Source organism: Actinocrinis sp., assembly GCF_035946395.1.
In the GTDB taxonomy this organism is placed as follows: Bacteria; Actinomycetota; Actinomycetes; order Streptomycetales; family Catenulisporaceae; genus Actinocrinis.
In genome coordinates this window covers 1-14,721 of the sequence record NZ_DASYZI010000146.1, presented here as the reverse complement: position 1 = coordinate 14,721, position 14,721 = coordinate 1, and the positions used below count along the sequence as shown (strand labels likewise).

Below are 14,721 nucleotides of genomic sequence, written 5' to 3'. Positions count from 1 at the left end.
CGTCTACGACGCGGCGGCCCCGGCCTTCGGCCTGCCGACCTCGGACGACATCAGCCACACCATCGAGCATGGCGTGCAGGACGCCGGCAACGCCCTCGGCGACGCCGCGTACAACCTCCTGAACCCCAGCGACGACAGCGGACTCGGCGGCGGCCTGGACGATGGCGGACTCGGCGGCGGACTCGGGGATGGCGGGCTCGGCGGCGGCGACATGAGCGGCGGCGACCCCGGCATGGACGCCGGTGGCGGCGACTACGGCGACGGTGGCGGCGACGGCGGTTACGACATGAGCGGCGGCGACGGCGGCGCGGACTACTGAACTCACCGCGTCCGCAATAGCGGGCGCCGGCGTCCGGAGCGCAGACGGCTGACATGCCGCTGCCGGACATGCCGCCGTCGGCCTGCCACAGCGGCGTTCCACGGCGCTGACGGCGCTTCGACGGCAACTGATGCGCGGCCGCTGGTCCCGCCGGCCCGATACCGGCGGCCGAACCAGCGCGCGCCCCGGGCGTCGGCCCCCATCGCATTGCACGAGCAGGACACGAGACTCCAGCCCGCCCGGCGGGTGTGAGGAAGGAAACCGCAGCCATGCCCAACTACCAGTCCCCGGGCGTCTACATCGAGGAGTTGGAGGCAGGCACCCGCCCCATCGAGGGAGTCGGCACCGCGGTCGCGGCGTTCGTCGGCTTCAGCGCGGACGGCCCGCTGCACGCCCCGACCCTGGTGACCAACTGGACTCAGTACACGACGGTCTTCGGCGAGCCGGCCCCGGGCACCTTCCTCGGCCACGCCGTCTTCGGGTACTTCCTCAACGGCGGCGGCCAGGCGTACGTCGTGCGCGTCGGCGGGGCGCCCGGCACCGGCGCACCCGGCGCGGCGCGGGCCGAACTGCCGTCCGCCACCGCCCCCGGCGCCGTCGCGTACGTGGCCACCGTCAAGGACCCCGCCGTGCGCGGCGAGGTGACCGTCGAGGTCGCGGACGCCACGGCGGAGGGTGCGCCCGAGGACGCGTTCAAGCTCGTGGTGCGCGGCGCCGGACGCGAGGAGGTCTTCGAGCCGGTCACCACCCGGCGCGGCCGGACCAACGTGGTGACGCAGGTCAACGCATCCTCGGCGCTGATCGAACTGGTCGAGGCGCCCGCGCACGGCGCGACGGCCGACCGCCGTCCGGCGAACGTCGTGGTGACGCTCGCCGAGCGGCCGGGCGCCGAGGTCGCGGTGAACCCGGCCGACTACGTCGGCAGCAGCGCGGACCGCACCGGCTTCGGCGGCCTGGAGGCGGTGGACACGGTGACCATGGTCGCCGTCCCCGACCTGATGGCCGCGTACCTCGCCGGGCGGATCGACCGGGACGGCGTGCGCGCGGTGCAGACCGCGATGATCGCGCACTGCGAGCTGATGGGCGACCGGATGGCGATCCTCGACCCGCTGCCGGACCTCAACCCGCAGCAGGTGCGCGAGTGGCGGATGAACGAGGCCGGATACGACTCGAAGTTCGCCGCGCTCTACTGGCCCTGGCTCAAGGTGCTCGGCCCGGACGGAAAGACCATGGCGCTGCCGCCGAGCGGCCACCTGGCCGGGATCTGGGCACGCAACGACGCGACCCGCGGCGTGCACAAGGCGCCCGCCAACGAGGTGGTGCGCGGCGCGATCGGCGTCGGCGTGGCGCTGACCCGCCCCGAGCAGGACAACCTCAACCCGGTCGGCGTGAACTGCATCCGGGCCTTCCCCGGCCGCGGCATCCGCGTGTGGGGAGCCAGGACACTGAGCAGCGACCCGTCCTGGCGGTACATCAACGTCCGGCGTCTCTACAACTACGTGGAGTCCTCGGTGCGGCTCGGCACCCAGTGGGTGGTGTTCGAGCCCAACGACAAGAGCCTGTGGGAGCGCGTCATCAGAACGCTGCGTTCGTTCCTGTTCACCGTGTGGCAGGACGGCGGGCTGTTCGGCGACACGATGGAGCAGGCCTTCTACGTCAAGTGCGACGACGAGACGAACCCCTCCGAGTCGATCGAGATCGGCCGGCTGGTCTGCGAGATCGGCCTGGCCGTGGTCAAGCCCGCCGAGTTCGTGGTCTTCCGGCTGGCCCAGCTGCCCACCGGCACCGCCCTGTCCGAGTAGTCGCCCGCAACAAGCGCAGTGAGGTAGGAGAACACCGATGGCGGGGATCACCGATCCGCTGACGAACTACAGCTTCGCAGTGGAGATCGACAGTCTGACGATCGCGCAGTTCAAGGAGGTCAACGGCCTCGGCATCACGGTCGGGGTGATCGAGAACCGGGCGAACAAGGCCGGCGGCCTGCCGGTGCTCCAGAAGCTGCCCGGCTCGGTCAAGTACGAGGACATCCACCTGTCCCGGGGCAAGGTCAACGACCCGGCGTTCTGGAACTGGATCAAGACGGTCCAGGAGGGCAAGATCGACGAGGCCCGCAAGGACGGCGCGGTCATCCTCTACGACCTGGCGCACGGCGAGGTCAGCCGGTTCAACTTCTTCCAGGGCTGGCCGTCGAAGGTCGAGGTCGGCAAGCTGACCGCCGGCGGCGACCAGGTGCTGCTCGAATCCGTGGTCATCACGATCGAACGGCTTGAGGTGAAGTGATGCCGATCGGGGCGGCTACGGCGGTGGGGACCGCCGGGTCGGCGGGGCAGGGTTCGGCGACAGTGCGCACGCAGTTCGCGTTCACTCTCCCGGTCGGCTACGTGGACAGCGACGGCACGGCGCACCGCCAGGGCACGATGCGGCTGGCGACGGCGCGCGACGAGATCCTGCCGCTGCGCGACCCGAGGGTGCGCGAGAACGAGGCGTACCTGACCGTGATCCTGCTCAGCCGGGTGATCACGTCGCTCGGCGAGGTCTCGCCGATCAACCCGGGCGTGGTCGAGAACATGTTCGCGGCCGACCTGGCGTTCCTTCAGGACCTGTACCGGCGGATCAACGCGGAGGGGCACACCCGCATCGCGGTGGCCTGCCCGTCCTGCGAGCACGAGTTCGCGGTGGACACCTCCGGCCCCGCGGCGAGCCGCCTGGGGGAATCGTGACGTACGGCACGGACCTGCTGATGGAGGAAGTGTCGTACGTCGCCTACCACTTCCACTGGTCGTTCGACCAGATCCTCGACCTCGAACACCCGCTGCGCCGGGACTTCGTGTCCCGGATCGCCGGGATGAACGCCGCGGTCAACGCCCAGGCGGAAGAGCAGTTCGGCCGGGCCGGTGTCGGCGCCGGAGCGAACAGCTCGGCCGGGGACGGCTGGTGACCCGATGCGCTGGCCTTTCCGTCGTCCGTCGTCCGCCGGTGACCCGGCCGGACCCGAGCAGGTTTCGAACGCCCAGCCCGAGCCGCAGGCGCCCGAGGTCCAGGCCGCTGCCGCCCCGGGATGGCGCGACCTGCCGGGCATCGAGCCAGCGCTCGGCGCGATGCCGACCGTCACGGACACCGGCTTCAGCCGTTCGCTGCCGACGCGTTGGCACACTCCCCCGGCACTCGGCGCGCTCGGCCACGACGTGCGCACGGACGTGCCCGGCGGCCTGGTCAGCGGTGTGGCCCGCACGGTCGACCCGTTGGACACGCGGCCGGCGGATCTGGTGTGGCGGACGCCCGACATCAGTGGCCTGAGCGCACCGGCCGCTGTCGCACCCCAAGGGGCCGGCCTCGTGGGCACAGCCCTCGCGAGCACGGCCGCACCGCAGGCGCTCACGGCGACGCGCCCAGCCGCCGCCGGCCGCACGGCGACGAGCTCCGCTTCACCAGGCTCCAATCCAGCCGGGAGCGCCGCTCGGCAGTACCAAATCAGCGCAGCCACACCAGAGGCCGTGCCTGCATCACTGGCTCCGGTCTCGCCACAGAGCCCCGTCTCACTTCAGACTTCCGTGTCCCCGAGCAATGCCTCGCTGGACGCGGCCCAGACTCGCCAGGCGCCGCAAGACGCAGGCCTCGCCGTCGAGGCGCGGGACCCTCGCCCCGTTCCCGCGGACGTGACCGACGGCCAGGCCGCCGCGCCGCCTGTCCCGGGTGTGACCATCGGGCCGGAATCGGAGACGCTCGAATCCCCGCCGAGCACTTCGACCACCGGGCCCGGAGCGCTGCTCACACCCCGCGAGGCGCGGCCGGGGCCGGACCCGCTCGGGTCCACCCCGGCCGTTGCGCCCCTCGTTTCCCGCACTGCCGTTTCCCGTATCACGGCGCAACCGTTGACCGGAGCCGCCACAACAGTCGGACCTGTGCCTGAGCAACCACCGATGCCCACTCCAGCTCCGGCTCCGGGAGTACCGACGACGCCGACCGCGGGCCCCTCTGACCTCAGCGGGCCACGGACGCAGCCGGAATCGGGCTCCGAACTCGGTTCTGTGGCTGTGTCTTCGTCGATCAGGGATTCGTCGACGACGCCGGACGCTCTGGAGCCTGCGGCAGGGACGACGTCCATGCCGTCCGGGCCCGGATCCACACCTGCGTCCGCGCCGATGCCTGCTGGCGAGGGCGCGCTGCCAACCGACTTGGCCAGTCTCATGTCCGAGGCAACGCCAACGCATCCCGGCCCGGCGCCGATCGCGCCACCCACGACGTCACGAGTCGCCCCGCTGGTCTCGGCGACCCGGTTCGCCGCGGCCACCGAACCGATCAACATCTTGCAGGCGCCGACCGCGCCAGTCGATCAGCCGGTGCGCGCCACGGAATCGATCGTCGGTTCGTTCGCCGGCGCCTTCGCCAACGCTCCATCCGTCAACACTCCGTCCGTCAACGCGCCGCTCATCAATACGCCGTCCATCAATATGCCGCCCGCCAACACCCCGTTCGGCGGTGCTGGGTCCGTGAACGCTCCGTCGGCGTCCACCATCGGCGCGCTTGCTCAGGCTGCATCGCAAGCTGCCGCTTCTCCCTCGGCGCTCGCGGCGCCCTCCTCGCGCTCGACCGTCCAACAGGCCGTTCGCGAGACGTCGGCCGCCGTCGCGCCGGTGATGAACGCGATATCGGGCGGCGGGTCGCCGCATCAAAGCCTTGCGAGCCAGGCGCTCGCCGCGGCCTCCGCAGCCACCTCGGCCTCGGCTTCGACCGCGGCCAACGATCACGCCGCGCTCGACACGCTCGCCCGGCAGCTGTACGGCCGCTTCTCGCGGCACCTGGCCGGCGAGCTGCTGATCGACCGGGAACGCGCCCAGTTCCTCACCGACCTGACCTGACCCCTGCCGACCCGACACCCGCCCCCGGCACGAAAGGACACGAGCACATGGCGACCGACAGCCTCGGGATGGCCGGGCTCGCCTGGCGCTTCGGCGTGGAGGTGGACGGCGAGCAGATCGCGCTGTTCACCGGCTGCGCGGGTCTGGACGCCGAATACGAGGCCTACACCTGGAAGGAGGGCGGCGGCGACGGACCGGTGGTCACGCTGGCCGGACACGCCTCCTACACCAACGTCAAGCTGACCCGGCCGGTCGACAAGGACAGCAAGAAGGTCCTGCAATGGTTCGCCGCCCAGGCGACCAAGCCGCAGCCCAAGCACGTGACCATCACGCTCTACGACGGCAACGGCGAGTCGGTGTCCTCCTGGACGCTCACCGACGCCTGGCCGATCAAGTACTCAGGGCCGAGCCTGACCACGGTCGGCGAGGAGGCCGACGGGATCGCGCACGAGTCGCTCGAACTCTCGCACCGGGGGTTCATGTCATGACCACGTTCGCGCTGCTGCGCAACAACCACGACCAAAGCCTGCTCACCTGCGAGTTCAACCCCTCGACCGTGAAGCTGGCCAAGTCCACCAGCTGGCAGACGCCGCGGGCCAAGAACGCCAAGGACCACCCCAAGCCGCAGTTCGTCGGCACCGGTCCGCAGACGCTCACCATCAATCTGCTGTTCAACGCCTTCGACCGCACGGGCGCACCGGCCGCGACCGCGGTCCCCGAAGCCGTCAAGACGCTCTTCGCATGGACCTGCCCGGTCAAGAACCCGCAGGACCCGCTGCATCCGCAACCACCCGTGATCAGCTTCGAGTGGGGCGCGAACGCGATGGTCACGGGCTTTCTGCAGAACGTCGAGATCGAATACCTGCTGTTCAACCCGGCCGGCGCGCCGGTGCGGGCCACCGCGACGGTGATGATCCAGACCCTGCCGACCGAGGTCCAGGGCACCAACCCGACCTCCGGGGGCATCACCGGCCGGCGCTCGGTCCAGACCTCGCAGGCCGATTCGCTGGCCTCCATCGCGCAGCGCGAATACGGCGACGCGGCGCTGTGGCGCGCCGTCGCCATCGCGAACGACGTCGAGGACCCGGGTCGGGTGCCGCCGGGAACCAGGCTCCTGCTACCGCCGCGCGCGCAAGCGGTGGCGCTGGCCGCGGTCGGGGGCGATCCGCGATGAGCTCGCCCGGCTACGGCAGCACGCCGCGGATCACGGTGGACGGCTCACCGCTGGCGGACGCCGTGCTGCCCTCGCTCATCAAGGTGCTGATCGACGCGCAGCTGCATCTGCCGGACATGTTCGCCCTCGAATTCCTCGACCAGGGCCGGAACATCGTGCGCCGGGCGGGGATCGACTTCGGCAGCCGGATCGAGATCTCGGCCACCGCGGCGGACGGCGGCGACAGCGACGGCAAGCTGATCGTCGGCGAGGTCACCGGCCTGGAGCAGGACACCGACGCCACCGGCACGTGGACGATCGTGCGCGGCTACGACCTCTCGCACCGGCTGTGCCGCGGGCGGCGCACCCGCACCTTCCTGGATGCCACCGACGGCGACATAGTGCGGCGCGTCGCCGCCGACTCAGCCATCGCACTCGGCAGCGTGGACGACGACGGCGCCGTGCACCCGCACGTCGGCCAGGTGAACCTCACCGACTGGGAGTTCCTGCGCGCGCGGGCGAACGAGCGGGGCCGCGAGGTCGCGGTCGTCGACGGACGGCTGGTCTGGCACGCCCCGGTCTCGCACGACACCGCGCCCGGACCGCTCGACGACGCCGACACCCCGCCGCAGCCCTCGCAGCTGCTGCTCGGCACGAACCTGCTGCGGCTCGCGCCCCGGGTGACCGCGGCCGAGCAGGTCGGCGAGGTGTGGGTGCGCGGCTGGGATCCGGAGACCAAGCGTCCGGTGCGCGGCAGCGCCACGACCGCGACGGTGAGCGCGAATTCGGGTGCTCATCCGGGCGAGTTGGCCGGCCGCTTCTCCGCGGCACCGTTCCTGGTCGCGGACCGGCCGGTGCGCGACGAACAGGAGGCGGACGCGGTCGCGGCGGCCGTTGCCGAGCAGATCGCGGGCGCGCACGCCGAGATGACCGGCCTCGCGCTCGGCGACCCGAAACTGCTGCCCGGCACCGCCGTCTCGGTGAGCGGCGCCGGCTGGCCGCACGACGGCGACTATGTCCTGTCCGGCGCGCGCCACCGCTACGACGAGACCGGCTACCACACCGAGTTCACGGTCAGCGGCCGGCAGGAACGCACGCTGCTCGGCCTGGCCTCGCTCGGCGCGACGAAACACGGGCACCGCGGCAGCGGCCGTCCGTGGCCGGGCCTGGTCATCGGCCAGGTCACCGACATCAACGACCCGGATCAGCGCTTCCGGGTCAAGGTCTGCTTCCCCTGGCTGTCCGACGACTACGAGTCCTGGTGGGCCCGGGTCGCACAGCCCGGCGCCGGCGACGGGCGCGGCTTGGCCTGGCTGCCCGAAGTCGGCGACGAAGTGCTGGTCGGATTCGTGCACGGAGACGTGCGCGACCCGTACGTGCTCGGCGGGCTCTACAACGGCGCCGATCACGCCATGCTCAACGAACAACTGGTCGACGGCGACGCCGGCCAGGTGCAGCGCCGGGTGCTCGGCTCGCGTGCCGGGCATCGCCTGGTGTTCAGCGACGACGATCAGGAGTCGCAGATCCATCTGGCCACCGGCGACGGCTCGGCCGTGATCACCCTCGACTCGTCGAACACGAAGATCGTGATCGACGGCTCGGGCCAGGTGACCATCCACGCGGGCGGGCCGCTCAAGCTCGACAGCGACGGCGACCTGGAGATCAACGCCAACGGCGGCGACCTGAAGCTGAGCGCCGCCGGCGAGGTCAAGATCTCCGCGACCACCGGGGCGTCCCTCGACGGCGGACCGCAGGTCAGCGTGTCAGGCGACGTCATCAAACTGAACTAGTACAGAACACCGATCGAACCGGGACAACCGGTTCGCCTGGAACGACGGGAAGGGGCGGGGAAACCCATGGGACAGCCAGCGGCGGTCAGCGGCGACCAGGTCAACGCGGTCTGCTCGCTGCACCTGATGCCGAACCCCGCGACGGGGGCGCCGCAGCCCTCGCCGCCGCTGCCGTTCGCCGCGCCGATCACGCTCGGCGTGTGCTCGACGGTGCTCGTCTGCGGCTCGCCCGCGGTCGTCGTCGGCGCCACCGGCGTGAACACGCCGCCGCACATCTGGCTGCACCCGGCGGACCCGTTCTTCGCCCCGCCGACCCAGCAGGCCGTCATCGCCGCGGGCAGCAGCAGCGTGCTGTTCGGCGGTGTGCCCGCCGCGCGCACCGGCGACAGCGCCACCTGCTGCGGCCAGCCCACCGGCACGCTGGTCGGCTCCGCCTCGACCGTTCTGATCGGGGGCTGAGATGAACGCCGTCACCGACGACTTCGTCGGCCGCGGCTGGGCGTTCCCGCTGCGCATCGACAGCACCGGCGCCTTCGCGCTGAGCGGCGGGGACGACGACGTCGCCGAGTCGATCCGGCTGATCCTCGGCACCAGTCCGGGCGAGCGGCCGATGCGCCCCGAGTTCGGCTGCCCCATCCACGAGCTGGTCTTCGACACCGTGGACGCCTCGCTGGCCGGGCGGGTCGGCTCGTTGGTCGAGGCGGCGCTGACCCGCTGGGAGCCGCGCATCGACGTGCTGCGGGTCACCGCGAGCCCGGACCCGGCCGCGCCGCACACGCTGCGGATCGCGGTGGACTACCGGATCAGCGCCACCAACGACCGGCGCAACCTGGTCTTCCCCTTCTACTCGATCCCCCAGGACTGAGCCGACGATGCCGCTGCCCGCACCCGATCTGGACGACCGCCGCTTCCAGGACTTCGTGGACGACGCCAAGCGCCTGCTGCGCCGGCGCGTCCCGGCCTGGAGCGACCACAACGTGCACGACCCCGGCATCACCCTGATCGAGGCCGTGGCCACGATCGCCGACCAGCTCGCCTACCGGCTCAACCAGGTCCCCGAGCGGCACCACCGCAAGTTCCTCGACCTGCTCGGCATCACCCGCAGGCCGCCGAGCGCCGCACGCGCCGACCTGACCTTCAAGCTGTCCGCGCCGCGCCCCGACGCCGTGGTGATCCCGGCCGGCCACCGGGTCGGCACGCCCCGGCTGCCAGGCGAGGAGCCGGTGGGCTTCGCGACACTCGCGCAGCTGCGGATCGTCCCGGTCAGCCTGACCGAGCTGCGGGCCGCACCCGCCGTCGGCAGCGGCCAGGCGCAGGCCGGGGCGGGGGCGAACGCCCCGGACCGCAGCGCCGACAACCTGCGCGATCTGCGGCCCCTGATGCGCCAGGGCGAGCCGGCGGCCTGCTTCTCCCCCGTCCCGCAGCCCGGCGACCGGCTCTACGTCGGGCTGTCGGACGCCGCGCCGTCCTGCCTCGTCTCGCTGCGCACCGACAGCCGGGTCGAGGGCATCGGCGTGGACCCGGACCACCCGCCGCTGTACTGGGAGGCGTATCAGGCCTCGGGGTGGGCACGGTGCACGGTGGAGCGGGACACCACCGGCGGGCTCAACCGGCCCGGCGAGATCCTGCTGCACCTGCCGCCGGAGCACACGCACTGCCTGATCAACGGCGTGCGGGCAGCCTGGCTGCGCGCGGTCGTAGCGCCGCCGCAGCCGAAGGTCCCGGCTTACAGCAAGAGCCCGACGCTGACCAAGCTGACCGCGGCCTGCATGGGCGGGACGGTCGCCGCCGTACACGCCGAGCACATCACCAACGACGTGCTCGGCACGGCCGAAGGCGCCGCCGGGCAGCGCTTCCGCCTGCACCACGCGCCGGTGCTGCCCGGCTCCGAGCCCGCTGTCATCGAGGTCTCGTCCGAAGACGGCTGGCTGGAGTGGCATCAGGTCACCGACTTCGCGGGCAGCGGCCGGGACGACCGGCACTACACGCTCGACCCGATGACCGGAGACGTCGAATTCGGTCCGGCGGTGCGGCTTGCCGACGGCAGCGTGCGCTGCCACGGCAAGGTGCCGCCGGAGGGCACGACCGTGCGCATGCGCGGGTACTGGACCGGCGGCGGCGCGGTCGGGAACGTGGGCGCGGGCCGGCTGACGGTGATGCGGTCGGCGATCCCGTACGTCTCGTCGGTGACCAACCGGCTGCCCGCGCGCGGCGGGCACGACGGCGAGTCGGTCGCGGAGGCGAAGGTGCGCGCCGGGCTCGCGCTGCGCGGCCAGGACCGCGCCGTGACCGCGGAGGACTACGAGGCCATCGCGACGCGCGCGGTCTCCGGCGCTGCGCGCGTGCGCTGCGTGCCGCCGCCGGGACCGAACGAGCCGGTGCACGTGCTCGTCGTGCCGGACGTCTCAGGGTACGGACCCGGGCGCATCCCGTTCGACGCGCTCACGCCGGACGAGCCGAGCATGGCCGCCATCGCCGACGCCCTTGAGCAGCGTCGGCTCATCGGCGTGCGCATCGCCATCGAGCCGCCGCGGTATCAGGGCGTGACGGCGGCGGTCAGGCTGCGCTCGCGGCGCACCGAAGACCTCGAAGAAGTGCGCACGGCCGCCGTCGCAGCGCTTTACCGCTGGCTGCACCCCCGCGAAGGCGGTCCGGACGGCGCCGGCTGGCCGTTCGGCCGGGCGGTCACGCTCGGGGACGTGCACGCCGCACTCGCCGCCGTGCCCGGGGCCGACTACGTCGAGGAAGCGCGGCTCTATCCGGCCGACCCGACCACGGGCGCCCGCGGCGAGTCGGCGGCGACGATCGAGCTCGGCCCGGACATGCTGCCCTTCTCCTACGACCACCAGGTGCGGGTGAGCTGAATGAGAGGGCTGATCAGCGAGGTGGACCAGGGCACGCTCGGCGTCACGTCGGCCGTGCGCCAGGCGATTCCGGCGGTGTACCAGGAGGACCCGCTGTACATGCAGCTGTGCGCCGCCTTCGACGACCTGATGGCTCCGCTGGTGACGGCGGTGGACTGCTTCGACGCGTATCTTGACCCCCGGCTCGCGCCGGCCGATTTCCTGCCCTGGCTCGCCGACCTGGTCGGGTACCAGGAGCCGGTCAGCAGGCGCGGCACGAGCGCCGAGCGCGGGCGCATCGCCGGCGCGGTGCGCGACCACGCGCGGCGCGGCACCGCGCCGACGGTGCGCGAGGCGGCGGCGCATGCCGCCGGGGTGCCGGTGGAACAGGTGGAACTGGACGATCCGGGCGGCACCAGATGGTCGACGCTGCCCGGCGGCGTGATCGCCGACTGGCCGCACACGGCGCCGCGCGTACGCGTGACGATGCCGCTGCCGACCCGGCAGGCGGCGACGGCCGGCGCGGACCGGTCCGCCACGGGCGGCTCCGAGGGCAGCCGCGCGGCCGCGAGCCGGGCACGTGCACGTCAGGACTCGGAGAAGGTTCTCGCCGCAGTGCGCGCCGCGATCGAGGCGACGGCCGGGGTGCACTGCGGCATCGAAGTGGAGTTGGTGGCGGCAGGGGACGCACGGTCCGGCCGGGAGCGGCCGCCCGGGGCGAGGTCATACGGAGGCGAATCATGATTCTGTGTCAGGAGTGCGGGAACAGCGCGCCGTCGCGGGACGGCTTCTGCTCCTCCTGCGGAGCGCTGCTGGACTGGTCGGGCGAACGGGTCGACACCAGGATCCTGCCGCTCACGCCGGCCGCGGCGGCCGAGCAGGCCCGCCGGGCGGCGAAGCCGGATCCCGCGGCGAGCGCCGCCGCGCCGGGCGGTGCGAAGGTCTGGACGCCCGGATCGGCGCAGCCGGCGGCTCAGGCGCCGGCCTCGGCGCCCCCGCCGCGTCAGCCGGAAGCCGTGCGGCCCGGCCAACCCGTCGCATCGTCCGCGAGCGGCGCCGAGACGCCATCACAGCCCGGGGGCTGGCTCCCCACCGTCGAGGCACAGCGCACCGATCCGGTCCCGGCGATGCAAGAGCCCGAATACACGGGCTTGTACTGCCAGGCCTGCGGCGTGCGCAACCCGGAGGGGCGCCGGTTCTGCCGTTCGTGCGGCGCGATGCTGCAACTTCCGGCCGTCCCCGTCGAGGAGCGTCGCAGTTGGTGGCAGCGCCTGATCGACCGGCTGCTCGGCCGCCGCCGCGACTTCGCGGCCGGGGAGCGACCCGCCGGCTTCCGCGACCACCACGCCGCCGGCGGCAAGAGTCAGGCCTCCGGGGACGCGCCGCACAAGCGCCGTCTGCGCCTGCCGCGACACATCAAGCTCGGCAAGTTCGCCCCGCTGCTGATCATCGCCGGGCTCCTCGGCATCGGGCTCGGCCCGGCGCGCGCCTGGGTGACCTCGGAGGCCGGGAGCCTGCTCGGCCTGGCCAAGGCGAAGGTCAATCAGCACTATGCGAGCGTCACCCCGGTCGGCGCGACCGCCTCGTCCGAGGACGACCACGGCGCGGGTCTCGCGATCGACGGGCTCAAGAACACCTACTGGGCCAGCGAGTTGCACACCGACGGTGTCGGCGACGTCCTGACCGTGACGTTCGCCTCACCGGTGAACATCGACCAGATCGGCATCCTGTCCGGCGCGGACACGCAGAACTTCCACGCCTCGGCCAGGCCGCACGACCTGATCGTGAGCGCCGCGGGCACGCCCGACACCGTGCTGTCGTTCGACGACTCCGCCGACTTCCAGAACCGTGCGATAACACTGCGCCACGTCACCACGGTCACGTTCACGGTGAAGGATTCGTACCCGGGCCAGCAGAAGCACGACATCGCGATCCGGGACATCGAGTTCTTCGTCAAGTCCTGACCCGGCAGCGGCCACACCGTCCGGCTGCCGTGCGCCGGGTCGCGCCCTCACGGCAGCCGGGCACTGAGATACTCGCGCAGCAGGATCTCGGCCTCCGCGATCAGGTCCGGATCACCGTCGGGCCCGAACCGGAACGCCATGCGCAGCACGCCGTCCACCGCCTCGACCGCGACCAGCAGCGCCCGGTCGAGGCGGGGCGCGTCGGGCAGGCCCAGGTGCTCAAGGCCGAGCCGCTTGAGCCGTTCGGCGACCACCTGGCTGTTCTCAAGCTCGCGTTCGGCGTCGAGCAGGAAGTGCCGGCCGGGGCGCGTGTCGCCGAAGTCCACGGCGGCGAAGCCGGGCACCTCGCGCTTCATCGCCACGAACTCGCCGACCACCTCGGCGGCCGCGTCGGCCCAGGTGGCCACCACGGGAACCTCGGCGAACCTGGCGTGCAGCCGGTCGAGGAACAGGTCGAGGTTGCGCCGGGCCAGCGCCCGGGTGAGCGCCGCCTTGCCGTCGAAGAACTGGTACAGGGTGCCGATCGGCACTCTGGCCCGCTTCGCCACCTGACTGGTCGTCAGATCGTCGTATCCGACCTCGTCGAGCAGTTGCGCGCAGGCGTCGAGCATCCGCTCGAAGCGTTCCACGCTGCGCCGCTGCATCGGCCTTCGGCGTACCGGCCCGACGTCGAGCGTGCTCACCGTTGAGGAGCTCCTGATGTCTTGGATAACGCCGTTTTGGATACCAAAACCCCGGATGCACGGATAAATAGCTTAACCGCATTAGCGTTTGTGTGTACGAATTCAGCCTAGCGGCAGCGGACCAACGTGCACCCTTCATCTTCGATTCTGCAAACGATTGCCTGTCGGCCGACAACCGCCCGTTCCGGGCATGTGCGCGGTATGTGACGAACCGGCGGATGTGATTGGCTACCGGCATGCCAGACTCAGGTTCGTCACAACTCGATGTCGCAATCATCGGCTACGGCCTCGCCGGGGCGGTCTTCCACGCCCCGCTGGTCGCGGCGGAACCCCGCATGCGCGTCGCGGCGGTGGTCACCGGTTCGGCGCAACGCGCGGAGCAGGCACGCGCCGAGCATCCCGGTGTGCGCGTGTTCGCCCACGCCGACGACCTGTTCGCCGAACACACAGCTGCCAACAAGGCCAAGGCCGCCGACCTCGTCGTAATCGCCACCCCCAACAGTTCCCACGCCCCGCTTGCGCACACGGCGCTGCGTGCCGGCCTGCCAGTGGTCATCGACAAGCCGATGACCCCGACCGCCGCTCAAGCCGCCGACCTGCTCAAGGCCGCGCAACAGGCCGGCCGAATGCTCTCGGTCTTCCAGAACCGCCGCTGGGACGGCGACTTCCGGACGGTGCGCCGCCTGATCGACGAGGGCCGGCTGGGCGAGATCGCCCGGTTCGAATCTCGGTTCGAACGCTGGCGCCCGACCCCCAAGGGCGGCTGGCGCGAGACCGGCGGAGCCGAAGACGCCGCCGGTCTGCTCTACGACCTGGGCAGCCACGTAGTCGACCAAGCCCTGCAACTCTTCGGCCCAGCGACGGTCGTGCACGCGGAAATGGACGTTCGACGCGACGCGGTGAAGTCGGACGACGACACGTTCGTAGCGCTCCAGCACGACAGCGGCGTGCGCTCCCACCTGTGGATGAGTTCGGTCGCCAGCAACTCCGGCCCGCGCTTCAGAGTCCTGGGCTCAAAAGCCGCGTACGTGAAATACGGCCTGGACGTGCAGGAAGACGCACTACGCAGCGGCATGCGCCCAGGCGACCCGAACTGGGGCGCAGACGACC

General features: G+C 71.9%; 15 protein-coding genes and 1 pseudogene. 15 read left to right on the top strand and 1 reads right to left on the bottom strand.

Translation table 11 applies throughout. From position 1 onward, the window contains the following. From VGS97_RS09450 to VGS97_RS09385, 14 genes and pseudogenes are all read left to right on the top strand, one after another. Window positions 1-319 (top strand): annotated as a pseudogene (locus VGS97_RS09450) (hypothetical protein); the annotation flags it as partial. 269 nt (window positions 320-588) lie between these two features. Further along, the gene (locus VGS97_RS09445; RefSeq protein WP_326852934.1) at window positions 589-2,121 is read left to right on the top strand and encodes a phage tail sheath family protein; all 1,533 of its coding nucleotides are present in this window, start codon (window positions 589-591) and stop codon (window positions 2,119-2,121) included. A 37-nt stretch (window positions 2,122-2,158) separates the two neighbouring features. Then, window positions 2,159-2,599 (top strand): phage tail protein, encoded by a 441-nt coding sequence (locus VGS97_RS09440; RefSeq protein ID WP_326852933.1) that lies wholly within the window; start codon window positions 2,159-2,161, stop codon window positions 2,597-2,599. Then, window positions 2,599-3,039, top strand: coding sequence for a hypothetical protein (locus tag VGS97_RS09435; protein WP_326852932.1), 441 nt, complete (start codon window positions 2,599-2,601; stop codon window positions 3,037-3,039). The genes VGS97_RS09440 and VGS97_RS09435 overlap by 1 nt, the downstream gene beginning before the upstream one ends. Further along, entirely contained in the window at window positions 3,036-3,257 is a 222-nt protein-coding gene (locus VGS97_RS09430; protein ID WP_326852931.1) for a DUF6760 family protein, read from the top strand. Before VGS97_RS09435 ends, VGS97_RS09430 begins: the two co-directional genes overlap by 4 nt. 4 nt (window positions 3,258-3,261) lie before the next feature. Beyond that, the gene (locus tag VGS97_RS09425) at window positions 3,262-5,178 is read left to right on the top strand and encodes a hypothetical protein (RefSeq protein WP_326852930.1); all 1,917 of its coding nucleotides are present in this window, start codon (window positions 3,262-3,264) and stop codon (window positions 5,176-5,178) included. 47 nt (window positions 5,179-5,225) lie between these two features. Beyond that, window positions 5,226-5,666 (top strand): phage tail protein, encoded by a 441-nt coding sequence (locus VGS97_RS09420; protein ID WP_326852929.1) that lies wholly within the window; start codon window positions 5,226-5,228, stop codon window positions 5,664-5,666. Continuing rightward, window positions 5,663-6,352, top strand: coding sequence for a hypothetical protein (locus VGS97_RS09415; RefSeq protein WP_326852928.1), 690 nt, complete (start codon window positions 5,663-5,665; stop codon window positions 6,350-6,352). The genes VGS97_RS09420 and VGS97_RS09415 overlap by 4 nt, the downstream gene beginning before the upstream one ends. Then, entirely contained in the window at window positions 6,349-8,121 is a 1,773-nt protein-coding gene (locus VGS97_RS09410; protein WP_326852927.1) for a VgrG-related protein, read from the top strand. The genes VGS97_RS09415 and VGS97_RS09410 overlap by 4 nt, the downstream gene beginning before the upstream one ends. A gap of 66 nt (window positions 8,122-8,187) precedes the next feature. Continuing rightward, window positions 8,188-8,580, top strand: coding sequence for a PAAR domain-containing protein (locus VGS97_RS09405; RefSeq protein ID WP_326852926.1), 393 nt, complete (start codon window positions 8,188-8,190; stop codon window positions 8,578-8,580). A gap of 1 nt (window position 8,581) precedes the next feature. Next, complete coding sequence (locus VGS97_RS09400) at window positions 8,582-8,986, top strand: GPW/gp25 family protein (protein WP_326852925.1); 405 nt, start codon at window positions 8,582-8,584, stop codon at window positions 8,984-8,986. Between the two features lie 7 nt (window positions 8,987-8,993). Continuing rightward, a complete protein-coding gene (locus VGS97_RS09395; RefSeq protein ID WP_326852924.1) occupies window positions 8,994-10,985 on the top strand; it encodes a putative baseplate assembly protein in 1,992 nt (663 codons plus the stop codon). Further along, on the top strand, window positions 10,986-11,708 hold the full coding sequence (locus tag VGS97_RS09390; RefSeq protein WP_326852923.1) for a phage tail protein: 723 nt from the start codon (window positions 10,986-10,988) through the stop codon (window positions 11,706-11,708). Continuing rightward, window positions 11,705-12,928 (top strand): NADase-type glycan-binding domain-containing protein, encoded by a 1,224-nt coding sequence (locus VGS97_RS09385; RefSeq protein WP_326852922.1) that lies wholly within the window; start codon window positions 11,705-11,707, stop codon window positions 12,926-12,928. Before VGS97_RS09390 ends, VGS97_RS09385 begins: the two co-directional genes overlap by 4 nt. A gap of 47 nt (window positions 12,929-12,975) precedes the next feature. Here the strand turns inward: VGS97_RS09385 and VGS97_RS09380 are convergent, their stop codons facing one another. Further along, entirely contained in the window at window positions 12,976-13,611 is a 636-nt protein-coding gene (locus VGS97_RS09380) for a TetR/AcrR family transcriptional regulator (RefSeq protein WP_326852921.1), read from the bottom strand. 236 nt (window positions 13,612-13,847) lie between these two features. On the opposite strand from VGS97_RS09380, the gene VGS97_RS09375 reads away from it, so the two are divergent. Further along, window positions 13,848-14,721, top strand: an 874-nt coding sequence (locus VGS97_RS09375) for a Gfo/Idh/MocA family protein (RefSeq protein ID WP_326852920.1), incomplete at its 3' end; no start/stop codon positions are given.